Origin of the sequence: Cystobacter fuscus DSM 2262 (assembly GCF_000335475.2) — a bacterium.
In the GTDB taxonomy this organism is placed as follows: Bacteria; Myxococcota; Myxococcia; order Myxococcales; family Myxococcaceae; genus Cystobacter; species Cystobacter fuscus.
Window position 1 is genome coordinate 305083 of record NZ_ANAH02000006.1, and the last position, 14888, is coordinate 319970.

Annotated in this window: 12 protein-coding genes; 2 read left to right on the top strand and 10 right to left on the bottom strand. The window is 67.2% G+C overall.

All coding sequences use genetic code 11. The features are described 5' to 3' along the window. Nucleotides 1-3 precede the first annotated feature (3 nt). From D187_RS11595 to D187_RS11635, 9 genes are all read right to left on the bottom strand, one after another. Entirely contained in the window at nt 4-1377 is a 1374-nt protein-coding gene (locus tag D187_RS11595; protein ID WP_002626850.1) for a cation:proton antiporter, read from the bottom strand. Between the two features lie 52 nt (nt 1378-1429). After that, entirely contained in the window at nt 1430-1732 is a 303-nt protein-coding gene (locus D187_RS11600) for a 2Fe-2S iron-sulfur cluster-binding protein (RefSeq protein ID WP_002626849.1), read from the bottom strand. Beyond that, nucleotides 1729-2811 carry a diiron oxygenase gene (locus D187_RS11605; RefSeq protein ID WP_002626848.1) on the bottom strand — a complete coding sequence of 361 codons (1083 nt, stop codon included), beginning with the start codon at nt 2809-2811 and terminating at the stop codon, nt 1729-1731. Before D187_RS11605 ends, D187_RS11600 begins: the two co-directional genes overlap by 4 nt. A 17-nt stretch (nt 2812-2828) precedes the next feature. Beyond that, entirely contained in the window at nt 2829-3335 is a 507-nt protein-coding gene (locus D187_RS11610; RefSeq protein ID WP_002626847.1) for an acyl-CoA thioesterase, read from the bottom strand. Continuing rightward, nucleotides 3332-4351: an ABC transporter substrate-binding protein gene (locus tag D187_RS11615; RefSeq protein WP_002626846.1), complete on the bottom strand. Its 1020-nt coding sequence runs from the start codon at nt 4349-4351 to the stop codon at nt 3332-3334. Before D187_RS11615 ends, D187_RS11610 begins: the two co-directional genes overlap by 4 nt. Further along, nucleotides 4348-4620 carry an acyl carrier protein gene (locus D187_RS11620; RefSeq protein ID WP_043429329.1) on the bottom strand — a complete coding sequence of 91 codons (273 nt, stop codon included), beginning with the start codon at nt 4618-4620 and terminating at the stop codon, nt 4348-4350. The genes D187_RS11615 and D187_RS11620 overlap by 4 nt, the downstream gene beginning before the upstream one ends. A 39-nt stretch (nt 4621-4659) precedes the next feature. Beyond that, nucleotides 4660-6444, bottom strand: coding sequence for a fatty acyl-AMP ligase (locus D187_RS11625; RefSeq protein WP_002626844.1), 1785 nt, complete (start codon nt 6442-6444; stop codon nt 4660-4662). Nucleotides 6445-6947: 503 nt separating this feature from the next. Beyond that, nucleotides 6948-10013, bottom strand: coding sequence for an ELWxxDGT repeat protein (locus D187_RS53755; protein ID WP_020917963.1), 3066 nt, complete (start codon nt 10011-10013; stop codon nt 6948-6950). A gap of 179 nt (nt 10014-10192) precedes the next feature. Beyond that, nucleotides 10193-11359 (bottom strand): FAD-dependent monooxygenase, encoded by a 1167-nt coding sequence (locus tag D187_RS11635; protein WP_002626842.1) that lies wholly within the window; start codon nt 11357-11359, stop codon nt 10193-10195. Between the two features lie 104 nt (nt 11360-11463). Here D187_RS11635 and D187_RS11640 point away from each other — a divergent pair, with 104 nt between their 5' ends. Continuing rightward, the gene (locus D187_RS11640) at nt 11464-11865 is read left to right on the top strand and encodes a hypothetical protein (RefSeq protein WP_155893310.1); all 402 of its coding nucleotides are present in this window, start codon (nt 11464-11466) and stop codon (nt 11863-11865) included. Between the two features lie 19 nt (nt 11866-11884). Then, on the top strand, nt 11885-12586 hold the full coding sequence (locus D187_RS11645) for a hypothetical protein (RefSeq protein ID WP_002626840.1): 702 nt from the start codon (nt 11885-11887) through the stop codon (nt 12584-12586). Here the strand turns inward: D187_RS11645 and D187_RS11650 are convergent. Beyond that, nucleotides 12583-14595, bottom strand: coding sequence for an ATP-binding protein (locus D187_RS11650; protein WP_002626839.1), 2013 nt, complete (start codon nt 14593-14595; stop codon nt 12583-12585). The two genes, D187_RS11645 and D187_RS11650, sit on opposite strands and share 4 nt — an antisense overlap. Nucleotides 14596-14888 lie beyond the last annotated feature (293 nt).

Sequence of the window (14888 nt, forward strand, 5' to 3'; positions counted from 1 at the left end):
TGGCTAGCCCTGGCGCCCGTTGTTGCCTTCATGCATGAGGTCGGGCGCGACGAAATTCCGCTCGGCGCCAGGGACTCGAGCCGTGGCTCCCTCCTGTCCAGAAGGAACATTCGTCCGGGCGGCGGAGGGAGCACGCGCGGCCGCGGCATCGGGAATGCCGCTGAGCAGGGATTGTCCGCGCCGCAGCACGGCGTCCAGCCAGACTCCCGCCGCCTGAGAGGTCAACACCGCCACCGCGACCAGCGTGGTGTAGAAGGCGGGGCTGATGATGCCGGCATCGAACGCCACACTGGCCACCGCGATGCCCGGCCCCCCGCGCGCGTTCGTCGCCACGGCGAGGTTGAGGGCATCCGAGGGAGGGAATCCGGCGAGCCGGGCTCCCAGTCCCACCGAGGCCAGTTTGATGACGCAGGCGACGACGAGGAAGGCGCAGAGCATTCCAGGCGAGAGCGCATCGATGAGCGCCAGCTTGTAGCCGACCAGCGCGAAGTAGAGCGGGATGAAGAGCGCGTTGGAGAGCCCCGCGATGGAGTCCAGCGTCTCCGCGGTGAACGAGGAACTCCTCGAGGCAGCCAAGCCAGCGAGGAAGCCGGCGAAGACCTGGTTGATGTCGAGGAGGTCCGCCACCGCGGCATGGGCCAACAGCAGCAGGATCACCTGCGTCACGGGCGACACGCGCGCGAGCGGCTTCCAGCGCGCCGCTCGCAACCCTTGAAGAACCCGAGGCACCAGAAACAGGCCCACGGCCATGTAGATCAAGGTGGTGGTGATGTGCCGCGCGATGTCGTTCCAGGGCAGCGTGCTCGCGCGTGCCAGGGACAGGGCTCCGGCCAGTCCCCCCCACAGCGCGATGTCCTCCACCACCGCCACTCCCAACACGAGCCGCGCGAAGCGCGTATGCATCACCTGGAGATCCTGGAAGATGCGCGAGATGACGGGGATGGAGGTGATGGAGACGGAAATGCCGATGATGAGCAGCAGAGCGACAGGGTGGCCCGCCGGGCCCTGGAGCGACTCCAGGGGCAGGCTCATGCCCAACGCGGTGGCGATGAGGAAGGGGAGGACTGTTCCGAACGAGGTCAGCCAGGCAATCTGCCGCCGATCATCCGGGTGGAACAGCGAGTGGATGCCCGCCCCCGAGAGGAACATCAACATCAGCAGCCCGAAGGAATAAAGAAAATCCAGGACGGGCAGGTGGTGGGTTCCAGGCCTTGGAAAGAAGTCCAGGCGCCCGAGGAGCGCGGGTCCCGCGAGCACGCCCGCCAGGATTTCTCCCACCACCCGCGGCTGCCTCAACCGGACGCAGAGGGCACCGAGCAGGTGGGCGAGGAGCAACAGGACGAAGAGGAAGAGAACCAGCGATTCTGGCTTGGGCATGACTCCTGGATCTCCCGCTCGTGATGGATGGGTCGGACTTGGGTCACAAACGCTACGTCAGGGGGCGTATGCACGCGGAGCCAAGGACCCGCACCTGACACGCCAGGCGCACGTTGGGACGTCCCTCGGATACCTCCTCGACGACAATGGCCTCCAGCCCCTCCACCGGAGACAGGTTCTCCATGCCCTGCTCGACAACGATGGCGCACGTGCCACAAGAAGCCGAGCGGCAGCTGAACATGACGCACGTCTGGTGATGCTCGCAGATGTCGATGAGCCTCTCCCCGGACTTGACCTTCAGGACCGCGTCCCCGACCTGAAGCTCGACGTCTTGTCCACCGCGCTCGGAACTCATGCTCTCCTCGCCGTGTCCTCGGGGGATGAGGAGGTGCCTCGCGCACAGGCCAGATACCGCTCGAAAGCCTCACCCTGAGGCGTCAGCGCCAACTCCATGCTCTCGGCCAGGCGGTGCAACTGCCCCGCGATCCACCGCCGCGAGCGCTCGAACTCGGCGCCCGCGGGGATCCTGATGCCCTCGGAGGCCCACAAGCCGCGCAGTTCCTCGGCACGCAGTGGGAAGTCGGCGAACTCGGGGTGCTGGAGCGCCTGCTGGAGCACGCCCAGGCCCGTCTCGAAGTTCCAGGTGGCCGCCGCATCCCCGGAGAAGCGCCTGTCAATCATCGAGTACATCGTGATGCGCATCGCCCCGGAAATGAGTTCGCGCGACCTGGGCGTGGCGCGCCGGAAGAGGCCGAGCCCCAGCTCGAGCGAGGTGGTGAGGTGCCGGGCCTCGTCCTCCGCGTGGCCCGCGACGATCTGCAGCGCCAGCGGCGAGGCGACTTTCTCCTCGAGACCGGCCGTCATGAAGCCCTCGAGCTGCTTGAGCGCCAGGTTGAGGATGTAGCGCATCAGCAGATACATGGCGCCAAAGCCGTTGTCGCACAGCTTCCCCCGGTACCGCTCGAGCATGGCCGGGACGGCCTTGAGATGGGGAAAGAAGTCGCCGCCGATGACATCTCCGCGCCCGAGCAGCGCCTGGCATACGTTGCGGAAGGTGATGATGTGATCGAACTCCTCCGCCGTCTCGTGGAAGAGGACCATGTAATTGTCCGAGTACAGCGGGAAGACCGCCGCGGACGCTTCCATGTTGTAGCGCAGCGCCACCGACTCCGAGGTGGCGATTTCCGAGTACGCCCGCGCGAAGTAGTACGCGGTCAGCACGGAGATCTGCTCGGGCCGGAGCTTGGAGAGGTGGGGACACTCGCGCAACGGCAGGAGCAGGAAGTCCGGGTTGCAGTACAGCTTGCTCTTGTCGATGCCCTCCTGCTTCATCGCCAGACCGAACCCCTTGAGTTCGATGGGCGTGCGATGGGCGTGCTCGAAAAGCTTGATCTGCCGCCTCAACAGCTTGTCTACCGGGTCGACTTGATCCACGGGGACGGATCCTTTCTTCACGAACGCGGGGGACCGCCCATGAGGCCGAGGATCTGCTCCTCCTGCCACCGGGGGCATGTCTCGAGGTAGCTCCAGACCGACTCCAACCGGCTCTGGATTTCATCTGGCAAACGCGTCCGGAGCGTCCCATTCTGCGGCATGACGAGCTGCCGCGTCCGCCCGCGCAGGACCTCCTGGCCGTCCTGCAGCTTCACGATGCGGTAGGCGAACTGGATGAAGGGGGTGCGCAGCGGTTGGCGCAGCAGGGAAATCTGGGTGACGAGTTCCTCATCCTCGTGCGCCGGCTTCTTGTACTCGATCCACAGGTCCACCATGGGGACCGCCAGATTGAACTCCAGCAGCTCCGACACGCTCAGCCGGGTACGGCGCGCCAGGTCGGCCCTCGCCGCCTCGAAGTAGGCGAGCGCGTGGCCATGCCAGAGATACCCGTACCGGTCCACCTCACCGAAGCGGACGCGGCCGGGAGTCTCGTGGTAGCCGAGCACCTGCACCGACGTGCTCATGAAGCGACCTCGTCGAAGCGAGCCCTCACCTCGGCCGGAACCGTGAGGCCGAGCTCACGGCAGCCCGGGAGGTTGAGGGTGAGCTTCTGCCCCGGGTCATTCTCGAAAGGAACCTCGCTCACGGGCTTGCCGTCGCGCAGGATGGACAGACACATCCGGCCCACCAGGCGGCCCACGGCCTCGAAGTCGCTGGAGAAGTCCGCCACGCCCGCCTGCTTGATGATGGCCGCGTTGTTGACCCAGAAGAGCGGGACGCGCCGGGCGCGGGAGTACGCGAGGAGCGCCTCCACCGCCTTGCCACTGAGCACCGTGTCGTTGAAGCCGATCAGGGCGCTGCGCTCCGCGTTCATCGTGTCCAGCCCGGCCTGCAATTCCTCGAGCGTGGCGTACGGACCCTCGTGGAAGCTCACCCCCAGCCGCTCCGCCAGGAAGGCCACGCTCCGGTAGCCGACATGGCTGGAGGGGGGAGCAATCCAGAATCCCTCCTTCTTGGCCCGGGAGAGCGCGTAGTTGCGCTTCACGTTGGGGAACGCGAACTCGGAACTCAGGTTGAGCGGGAAGTAGACCCGCTCCAGATCCGGCACCACGCCCTTGAGCAGGGAGAAGTTCTCATAGCTCCAGATGAGCGGCAGGTTGAGCCGCACCCCGGTGATGTTCGGATGGTCGAGCAGCTCCATCCCGTTGTTCTCCGGATGGGCCCCGAAATACACCACGGGGATGTCCCGATTCACCTCCGCGACGCGCACCACCGAGTCCGTGCCCGGAATGATGAGGAGGCGAACGCCCTCCTCCCGGTAGCGGGAGAGCAGTTGGATGAGCTCTTCACGAGTGGAGGGAATCCGCTGGAACTGGAGATCGAAGTCGCGCAGACCCGATTTCAACCGGGTGATGGCCGAGACGAACCCCACCACCCAGCGGTTCTGCCGACCCATGGTGGAGTAGGGAGCGCTGTCCTCCTTCTCATAGATGTACGAGCTGACGACACGGACGCGATAGGGCAAGGAACCCGCCGTCACGCGGCCCTCCGCTCTTCGATGAAGGAGATGAGCGAGCCCAGCTTGAAGGCGCTGTTGCCCTGTTTGGTGCGCTCCTGCTCCAGCCAGTTGTCGAAGCGCACGGAGTCGCCGAAGGCATCCTCGAGCCGGACTCCCACCTCGATGAGCTTGAGCGAGTCGAGCCCCAGCTCGGGCAGCGCCGTCTCCTCGGTGAGGTCCAGGTTCTTCAGTTGGGGCTCTACCTCGGAAAGGCAGCGGTGGATGAGGGTGCGGATTTCCGGACGGCTCATGGTGTCATGCACTCCGACGGGCTCGAGGTGGTGGCTGGGTTATTTGAAGAGGACAGCCTTCAGGTAGCTGGTCTGGCTGATGACGACCTGCTTGAGGGTGTCGGTCACGCTCGTCTCGCGCGCGCTCCGCCGGTCATGCAACTCGCCGCTCTCGTACAGCGCACGCGTCTTGGTGCGCTGCAGCTTGCCGCTGGACGTCTTGGGGAGCTGCCCGGGCTGGAGCACCACCACTTCGTGAAGCGCGATGCCCAGCGCGGCCTGTACCGTCCGGACGACGGCCAGGGGATCGAACGAGGCCGGGTCGGCGATCTCCACCGCCAGGACGATCCGCTCCGCTCCCTCGCCCGCGCCAGAGGCCGCGTGCGTGCCGAAGGCGATGAGGTTGCCCTTGCGCACTCCCGGCACGGTGGTGGCCACGTGCTCGATGTCCTGCGGGAAGTAGTTGCGGCCGTTGAGGATGATCATCTCCTTGAGCCGGCCGCAGACGTGGAGCTCACCGTCGAGGATGAAGCCGAGATCGCCCGTGCGCAGATACCCACCGGCGAACGCCTGGGCCGTCGCCTCCGCGTCGCCCCAATACTCCTTCATGACGCTGGGGCCGGCGATGCGGATCTCCCCGATATGCCCATGGGGAAGAGGGAACGCGCTGGTCTCGTCCGCCACGTCGAAAATGGCCAGCTCGTGGCCGGAGAAGGGCTTGCCACACGCGACGAGGTCCAACGCACGCTCCGGCTGATCGGACGGGAGGGCGATGCGCTCCTCGCTCAGGCGGGCGTGGTCCACGGGCGTCGAGAGCAGCCCCGCTCCTGGCTTTCCCAGCGCGATGGCCAGCGAGGACTCGGCCATGCCATACATGGGCATCAGCGCCTCGGCGCGGAAGCCCTGGGGTGCGAAGGCCGCGGCGAAGCGCCGCAGGACTTCCGGGCGGATGGGTTCGCCACCACACCCGGCGATGCGCCAGGCGGAGAGATCCAACCCTTGCCGTTGCGCCTCCGGGATGCGCTTGACGGCCAGGGCGAAGGCGAAGTTGGGCGCACAGGAGATGGTCGCGCGGTACTTGCTGAGAGACTCCAGCCACGTCACCGGTCGCTGCAGGAAGGTCAGCGGTGGGATGAACGCCACGGGCCGTTGGTAGAAGAGCGGGGCCAGCAAGAAGCCAATGAGCCCCATGTCATGGAACAGGGGAAGCCAGGAGACCCCCACGTCCTCGGGCGTCACCCGAAAGCCCTCCTCCATGATGCAGCGGATGTTGGCCGCCAGGTTCCGGTGGGTGACGACGACCCCCTTGGGACTGGACGTGGAGCCACTGGTGAACTGGAGGAAGGCCACGTCGTCCAGCTTCACCTGCCGGGGTTGCAGGGGTGCGGCGGCGTCCGCGAGCGACTCGGTGGAGATGATGTTGCGCACGCTCTCGCACTGGCTCTGCACCGTGCCGAGCAGGAGCTTGATCTTCGCGTTCGTCACCACCGCCGCCGCGCCGCTGCGCCTGACGATGTGCCGCACGTTCTCGAGATAGCCGTCCAACTGGCCGAGCCCGTGCATCGGGTAGATGGGCACGGGGATGATTCCCGCGCGGATGGCTCCCAGGAACGTGAGGACGAACTCGTCATTCTCCGGAAGGATGATGGCGATCCGCTCACCCTGCTTCAGGCCCATCGCCTGCAGCGCGCCGGCACGCGCCGCGGTCTGCTCGGCCAGATCTGGGAACGTGATGAGCCGGGTCTGCTCCGTGTTGCCGTTCCGGCTCACGAACGAGAAGCCAATGCGTCCATCGGCGCTCGTCAATCGCGCCACTGCCTCCGCGACAGTCACTTCCTTGGCCATCCAGAATGTCCCCGACAACGCAAATGACAGCCTGAAAATGCAACTGCATCAGAGAGGTGTGTCCGAGGCTTCGGTGCGCAAGATGCCGGGAATGAAAATTCGTCAACGAACGCAACCAACCCCATGACAACCAGGAGACAAATAGCATCAAACTCTCAGTGAAGCAACGCGTTTCCTGTCTTTCGAGTTGGAAGTCTTTTTCTGTCAACCACTGAACCAGGATGGATTCTCACCCTGCTTCGGCGCTGGCTGCTCCACCCACCGTCCAGCGGAGCAGCCACCTGGACGTGGGCCAGCATCTCCCTCCCCGCCCGAATGCAAGGGTTCCCGTTCGGGCATATACTTTCACCCCTCATGAACCCATTGAATCACCCGCCGCCATGTTCTCCCCGCGCATGGTCCTCAAGGTGCTCACCGTCCAGCCCGACAAGGCCGCCCAGACCCCGGGACCCCAACCGCTCGCGGCCTCCACCCCGCGAGCGGCCTGAGCGAACCGCCCCCCTCTACGGACTGGGAAGGATGTGGAGGAGGAAGGGACCGCACTCCGTGTCGTAACCATCGACGGTGATGAGCACGGTCTGCCCGGCCGACAAACGCACGCCCACGGACGACTGGAGCGTCTCACCCGTATCGTCGTTGCACCCGAGCGACGTGCCGGAGGCCGGGTCCGACACCTCGAGGCTCGTGTCGTAGCTGGACCCCTCCGTGGTGAAGGTGAAGACACCCGCCGAAGGGGCCGTCCAGGCGAACGTGGAGTCCGGAGCCAGGGAGTTATAGGTGCAGCTGGGAGTGACCTGGCTCTGCCCGGTACACGTGGAGCCCTGGAACACGGCGGTGCCGGTGGCGGACCCCAGGTCCCTGGGGATGCCGAGGAAGCGTGGCTCGCGGCCATGGGCCTTGTCTCCGGCCATGAAGAAGAGCCGATCCCCCAGGCGGGCGAACGAATGGGGTTCGGATGAGTCGGGGCCGGGCACGAGGTCCATCATCCGGAACGTGCCCGCCACCGTCCCATCGGTCCGCCACAGTTCCGCGCCACCGGCCATGTCCACACCGGTGAAGAGCGCCAGCCCCCGATCTTCCAACCCGAAGATGTCGACAAGGAAGTCCGCACTCCGGGGGCGCAGGCCTCCCGGCGGGCCCGGAAGCAGATCCACGAGCAGGTGCGTCCCGGCCTGCGTGCCGTCGGTCCTCCAGAGCTCCCAGCCATGGGTGTCCTCGTAGGCCACGAACACCAGTCCCGAGCCCACGGGCGTGAGCGAATGCGGCGCGGAGTTCCTGAGACCGGGATGGATGTCCGCGAGCATGTATGTCCCGGCCGCCGTGCCATCACTGCGCCACAGCTCGTAGCCGTGAACATCATCGTCCGCGGTGAAGTACAGCTCGCTCCGCGAGGGCACCGGGTGGGACATCTCCAGGGAGTAGAACCCATCCTTGACGAGCACCGTGCCGCTCTGCGTGCCGTCACTCTTCCAGAGCTGCGCCCCGCCATCTCCGTCGCGAGCGGCGAAGAACAAGGTGCCGTTCACCCCCGTGAGCATGTCGAGCGAGGCGTACCTGCCGGCGAAGGGAACCTTGACCAGGCTCGTCCCCTCCGGAGTGCCATCACTCTTCCACAATCCCGAATCGTGGAGGCTGTCATCCGCCTCGAAGTAGAGGAGGCCACCCATCACCGTGAGCCCGTCGACCTCACCCGAGGAGTCCCCCAGGCCCATGGACTTGACGGGAACGGTGCCGGCCTCGCTTCCGTCGCTGCGCCAGAGGGACCAGCCGTTGACGTCGTCATACGCACTGAAGAACAGCGTGCCATTCAGCGCGGTGAGGTCCTCGAGGGAAGAGGAGTCTGGACCCGCGCAGAGGTCCTTGACCAGGACCGTCCCGACGGCGGTGCCATCGCTCTTCCACAGCTCGAGACCATGCACCCCGTCGTCCGCCGTGAAGAAGAGCGTCCCGCCCACGCTCACCGCCGCGGGCTTGTGCAACCACGTATCCGTCTCCGGTGCCACTTCCGGCAGGGTCCTGAGATGGACCGTGCCGGCCGCCGTCCCATCGCTCTTCCAGAGCGCCTCGCCAGGGCTGCCATCCGAGGCGACGAAGAAGACCGACCCCCCCACGACCCCCAGGGGGTGGTGGTGGGACTGGGAGTTCCGGGTGCCTGCCCAGAGGCCCGCCAGCTCCCGGGTCCCCTTCACGGTCCCGTTCGTCCTCCACGTGAACTCCGGGATGTCATTCAGCGGGACTCCTGGCGCGTCCTCCGGCACGGAGAACAACAGCGCGCTGCCCACCGGGGTGAGGTCGTGCGACTTCTCGTACCAGGGGTTCGTCTCCTCGACCCACGTCTTGAGGGCAAGGGTCCCGGCGGTGGTGCCGTCGCCGCGCCACAGCCCACGCGTGCCCACGGTGGTCGAGGCCGTGAAGTAGAGGCCACCGTTCCAGGCAACAAGTTCCTGGGGGGCCGAGCCGTCAACGCCCGGGACCAGATCCTTCACCTGGCGCGTGCCCGCCGCCGTGCCATTGCTCGTCCACAACTCACGCCCGCCCAGGGCATCGGTGCCAACGAAATAAAGCGCGTTGCCGAACGCGGTGAGCGAGCCCGGCGCTTCATCGAAGCCGCGGAGCAGGACCGGCGCCGTGCCATCGCTCTTCCAGAGCGACGTGGAGTTCGCGAAGAAGAGGGTCCCGTTGACGGCTTCCAGAGCGGAGATCCTGGAAGCCTGTGTGGACACGGGGACGGTCCCCGCTGGCGTGCCGTCGCTCTTCCACAGGGTCTTGTCCACGGTGAAGAAGAGTGAGCTGCCCACCTGGGTGAAGAGGTGGCTCGGCAGATAGGAGTTGGCATTCACGGAGATCGTCTTGAGGAGCACGGCTCCCGTGGCCCCCTGCCACTTCCACAGCTCCAGGTTGTTCGCGGCATCCCGCCCGGTGAAGAACAAGGTGGTGCCCGTGGAGAGCAGCTCGAAAGAACAGGCGCAATCCTGGGAAGCCAGTTGCTTCAGGAGCACGGTGCCCGCCTCGGTGCCATCGCTCTTCCAGAGCTGCCTCGGAGAGCCCCCGTAGACGAAGAACACCGTTCCACCCACCTGTGCCATGGCAGTGATCCGCGCCAGGTCGCTGGTCTTGAGCAGGCGCTTCACCAGGACGGTTCCCGCCAGGGTGCCGTCCGTCTTCCAGAGTTCATCCGCCCCGAACTCGTCCACGCCCCCACTCTGGGCCGTGAAGAAGACCTTTCCCTGCGCGAGGGTCAGCAACCGGGGCCCCGAGCTCGCCAGTCCAGGCGAGAGATCCTTCACGAGCGAGGTGCCTGCCTCGGTCCCGTCCCCGCGCCACAGCTCCGTGCCATGCAACTCGTCGCTCGCCACGAAGAGCGCCACGCCTCCCCCCAGGGCCACGGACTCGGAGGGGCGCTGGGGAAAGCGGACCGGGCGGGTGTTGATGTCCCGCACCTGCACCGTCCCCAGGGGCAAGGCCTGGGTCACGGTGCTCGGCTCCAGCGCGCGGGCATCATCCATCCCCTGTGTCTGCATGCAGCCACCGAGCACGGTGAGCATTCCGGCGAGAAACAGCCGAATCACCTCTGTCACTCTCATTCGAGTTCCCTACCAGGGGGATGAGGACAGAGGCGGCACGAGCCTCCCCCGTGCTCGCGCCACGTGGCCCCACTCCTCCGGTTCGCGGCGCTCCCAGAGGGAGGGGAAGAGCAAGGCCCTTCCCCTTTAACACGAAGGAACCTGGCGCAGGGGTTACCGCGGCCCTACCGGTCCGCCTCCAGCCGCCAGCCCCAGAGTTGTTCGTACTGCCGCCGCATGACGCTCGCCGGAGCCAGCCGGATGGACTGCTCACGCATCCAGACAGCGAGCGGGTGCTTCCACTGGGCAATGACGCCGAAGCGCCACGAGGTCTGCTGCAACCACGCGGTGCGCTCCCGTCGTCGGGCCTCATAGTCCCGCAGGCCGCGCTCGAGGTCTTCCGTCCCGCTCAACACCTGGGCCAGCACTCCGCCATCCTCGATCGCCGAGCACGCCCCCTGCCCCAGGTTGGGCATCATCGGGTGCGCCGCGTCTCCCAGCAGCGTCACCCTCCCCCGTCCCCACTGCTCGATCGGCAGCCGATCCAGGAGATCGTTGCGCAGCAGGTCCGCCTCGTCCGTGGCCGCGATGAGCTGCGGGATGGGCGCATGGGCCGTCCGGAAGATCTCCTGCAGGAAGGCCTTGTCGCCCCCCGGCACGGGCTGCCCCTCGGGCCAGTCGGCGACCGCGAACCAGTACACGACGTCCTCGCGCACATGGCCCATGCCGAAGCGCGCCCCGCTGCCCTGCGTCTCGCGCAGCATCCCCCGCGGCAGACCCGGGTGCTCGAAGCCTCGCGCCAGTCCGCGCCAGCAGGGTTGGCCCGCATAGCGCAGGCGCTCCCCCGGGTGCAGTTGCGCACGCACCACCGAGCGCAACCCATCCGCCCCCACCAACACATCCCCCCTCGCCTCCCGCCCGTCCTCGAAGTGCGCCACCACCCCGGACCCGTCCTCCTCGAAGCGCGCCAGCCGCGCCCCCAGGTGAACCGGAATCCCCTCCCCCAGCGCCTCGCTCAGGACTCCATGCACCGCCGCCCGGTGGAAGAGCACGGGCGGAGCCCCCTCGCAGGGCAGCTCCTCCGTTCGCACCTTCATCAGCGCCGTCCCCCGCCACGAGCACATCTCCGCCTGCGTCACCACCACCCCGCGCTCCACCGCGTGCCGCAGCCCCAGCCCGACCAGCACGCTCATGGCGTTGGGCGAGAGCATCAGCCCCGAGCCCACCTCCCGGAGTTGGAGTGCCTGCTCGAAGACCTCCACCCGCCAGCCCCGCCGGTGCAGGGAGAGCGCCGCCGTCAGACCACCCAGGCCCCCACCGATGATCAATGCCTTCCGCTTCGCCGTGTGCATGTCTCGTCCCCCAGCCGGCACGGTTGAAAGAAGAGGAAATCATGATTCATACTCCAGGTGAACCCAGTGGAATGATCCATCCACGAGCCCTGGAGTCGAGCCCCATGAAGACGCTTCGCTTGTCCCTGCTGGTGGTGTGCACCCTGTCGCTGGCCGCGTGTGGTGGGAGCGACTCGAACTCCGAGGCGGCGCCCTCCGAGGTGGCTCCCGAGGCGGCTGAACAGCCGGGAGTGCACGCCATGGTCACGTGCTACGCGTACCTGCTCGATGGCACCAACCTCTCCGGGCCGACGCTCAACCCCTTTCCGGTGACGGGGTCGGTGGCCCAGTGCATCAACCTTCCGGCGGCCTCGGACAACCTGACGTCCTCCTTCCGCCTCGCCAACTGTGGGGCGTTCTTCTTCGATGGCGCCAACTGCACGGGAGCCTCCTTCGCGGCGCCGACCAGCAGCCTCACGATGCCTCCCGGCTTCGACAACGTCACCACCTCGCTGCGCTTCTATTGATTCGCGCGGTCATCCATCCATGAGATTGCCGCTGCTCCTGTTGGTTCTCGTCTCGGGACTCGCTCGCGCGGAGCAGACCTGCGCCACTCCAACCGAGAACCACCAGCGACTCGCCTTCATCCAAACCCACCTGAACGAGGACGCACGCCGGGCGCGGCTCTGGACGGGCGCGTGGGGCGCGGGCTACGGGGTGTTGACCCTGGGCCAGCTCGCCGCGGTCCCGGCTGTTCCCTCGGGCGAGCAGGTGGACCTCTACGTGGGAGCTCTCTCCTCCGCCGGCGGGCTCGTGGCGCTTCTCGCGATGCCGCTGGACGTGGTGGCGGACTCCACCACGCTCGACACGCTGGCGCGTGAACACCCCAGTGAGGTGGACTGCGACGTGCTCGCCGAGGCCGAACGGCTGCTCGTGCGCGGCGCCGAGGGCGAAGCGCTGGGCCGAAGCTGGCTGATGCACGGCGCGAACGTGCTCTACGGCCTGCTCTCCGGACTGGTGCTGGGCCTCGCCTTCGACCGGTGGGTCTCGGGCGCCGTCACCGCCGTCACCGGCATCCTGATCGGCGAGGCGATGATCCTCACCCAGCCCTTCGGCGCCGAGGAGACGCTCCGGCGCTACCGCGAGGGAGCGTGGAGCGCCTCGAGGAGTGCGCCATCACCCGCGTGGAACCTCCAGGTGGCGGTGGCGCCCTCTCGCATCGGCGTGCAACTGCACGTCTCGTTCTAATCCACGAGCAGCCGCTTCACGGGGGCGGGATCCACCGCGACCATCAACGGCCGGGCGAAGTTGCTGAACGACACGAGCGCCTGGCCGGGAGCGAGCCGGGAGACGCGATTCCACAGGCTCTCGTCGATGTTGCCCGCCGTCTTCTGCATCCGGGAGATGACGGAGCTGTCCGTGATCTTGTGGATGATGAAGTTGTTGAGCAGCCCCAGCACCTCGTTGGGCAGGTGCTGCGGCAACTGCGTGACGAAGACGAGCCCCAGCCACCGCTTGCGTCCCCGCTTGGCGATCTTCGCCACCTGCTCGAACAGCACCGGCATCTGGGTGATGCGGCTGGCGGACAGGAACTCGTGCGCCTCCTCGATGATGATGAGCACCGGGGTGATGGACTGTTTCTGCTCGTGCGCCGCCTGGTAGCGGGCTTCCTGCGTCTCCTGAAGACCCCGGAGGATGTCGGCGATGACGAGGTTGTTGTGCTGGGGCGAGTCCGTATCCGACAGGTCGATCACCGACACCCGTCCGGGCGTGAGCATCGCGCCGTAATCCACGCCGGGCGCCGAGCCCACATCGAAGACATTGAGGCGCCGCAGGTTCTGCAGCCTGCCCATCAACGCCTTCCAGCTCACCTCGCTCTTGCTGCCCTGCTCCCGCACCCTGCGCATCACCCGATGGGGTTGCTCACGGAACTCGCTGCGCAGGCGGGGACCGCGTGGCGCGGACTCCGCGTCCTCCGCCTCTTCCGTCTCGGACTCCTCCTCGGAGACGCTCCGCTTCCGGGACGAGGCCCTGGACTTGCTCCGGCCCTCCTCCTTGCCTTCGTCGCTGAGGCTGTAGATGTATGCCTCCACGACGTCCAGCAGGTGCAGCAGCGTCATCCGCGGATAGCCCGTCGAGTGCTCATCCACGTCCAGCATCTGTTGATGCTCCTGCTCGTTGCGCGGGAAGATCCTGAAGTCCTCCAGCAGCAGCTTCGTGACGTCGTACGCCTTGTGGAAGCGCTCCTGCTGCGCCTCGGTCATGCCGAGGATCTCCGCGATGGCGTAGGGAGACAGGCTCGAGAAGTTCAGCGAGAAGCGGTGCAGGTTCTGGTGCCTCGGGTTTCGGCTGTCCCGGCCCGTGAGGTGGTGGATGTGCAGGTCCTTCACGCCCTCGGCCTTCAGACCCCGGCGCCGGAGGGCCGCGACCATGGCCGCATGGTCCGTGGGTTGATCCACGTGCGTGTATTCCCCTTCCACGTCGAAGACGATGGTCGCGATGCCCGCCGCCTGCGCATGGTGGATGAGGGTGGCCACGGTGGTGGACTTGCCACCGCCCGTCGTCCCGATGATGCCGGTGTGACGAGGAAGGATGGACTTGTCCCGGGGATCCAGGCGGGCCTCCATCCGTGCGTAGCCCGCCACCAACCCGAGGCACATGCTCCCCCCGAGTCCCAGCACGCGCGCGCTCTCCTTCTCATCCAGCAGGAAGACGGGGCTCTTGGGGCGGGGCCGGAGGACCGGAGGCTCGAGCTTGTCGTCCACCTCCTCCCCCAGCAACTCGATGTCGGCGCGCCCGTGGTAGTCGAAGGTGTAGGTCAGCTTCTTGCCCTGCACGACCACGCCCACGGCCATCGTGGAGTTGGCGGCGATGGCATCCGGTTCGGAGAAAGGGCCCCGCACCACCACGCCCAGATAGGAGCGGTTGTCCTCGCGGGACTTCACCCGCACGAGCGTCTGGGAGGCCAGCTTCTGCAGATCCGCCCGGGTCGTCAGGACGGTAATGAGGTTGTCCTCGCTCGACGAGGTGTCGAAGTGGGTGAAGCCCACGGCCTTCTCGAGCTCGGGATCCAGCTCCAGGGGCGAAGCCTTGGCCAGTTCCTCGAACTCCTTCTGCGCATCCCCGGGCAGGGGGCTGAGGACCTCGTTGCGGGGCGAGGCTGGGGCGGCGGGCGACCTGGGCTGCTGCGGGGCAGCGGGCCGGGAAGGGTCGCTCCGAGGAGCAGAGGGGGCGGGAGTCGCCGCGGGTCCACCCACCGGGCCCGGTTGGGGACGCGTGGGCTCCGGCCTCGGGGCGCCAGGGACGGGAGTGCTCGTGGACGGCCGGGCCCCTGCCGGCGGTGGCCCCCGCGGGGCATCCACTCGCGGCCCGCCGGTGCCTGGGGGCGGAGCACCCTGCACGCCTCCCTGGGGACGGGGGGGCGCCCCGGAAGGAGGCGTCATGCCCCCTGGTGCGGAAGGACCTCGGGTCGCCGTAGGGGCGGCGGGCTTGCGCTCGGGCCCGGGCGGCGGGGACGCCGGACCCGGAGGGACGGGAGGGGTCTTGCCAT

Coding starts and splice junctions, on each gene's coding strand:
- D187_RS11595 (WP_002626850.1), bottom strand. CDS start 1,377: ATGCCCAAGCCAGAATCGCTGGTTCTCTTCCTCTTCGTCCTGTTGCTC.
- D187_RS11600 (WP_002626849.1), bottom strand. CDS start 1,732: ATGAGTTCCGAGCGCGGTGGACAAGACGTCGAGCTTCAGGTCGGGGAC.
- D187_RS11610 (WP_002626847.1), bottom strand. CDS start 3,335: ATGAGCACGTCGGTGCAGGTGCTCGGCTACCACGAGACTCCCGGCCGC.
- D187_RS11620 (WP_043429329.1), bottom strand. CDS start 4,620: ATGAGCCGTCCGGAAATCCGCACCCTCATCCACCGCTGCCTTTCCGAG.
- D187_RS11625 (WP_002626844.1), bottom strand. CDS start 6,444: ATGGCCAAGGAAGTGACTGTCGCGGAGGCAGTGGCGCGATTGACGAGC.
- D187_RS11635 (WP_002626842.1), bottom strand. CDS start 11,359: ATGCACACGGCGAAGCGGAAGGCATTGATCATCGGTGGGGGCCTGGGT.
- D187_RS11640 (WP_155893310.1), top strand. CDS start 11,464: ATGAAGACGCTTCGCTTGTCCCTGCTGGTGGTGTGCACCCTGTCGCTG.
- D187_RS11645 (WP_002626840.1), top strand. CDS start 11,885: ATGAGATTGCCGCTGCTCCTGTTGGTTCTCGTCTCGGGACTCGCTCGC.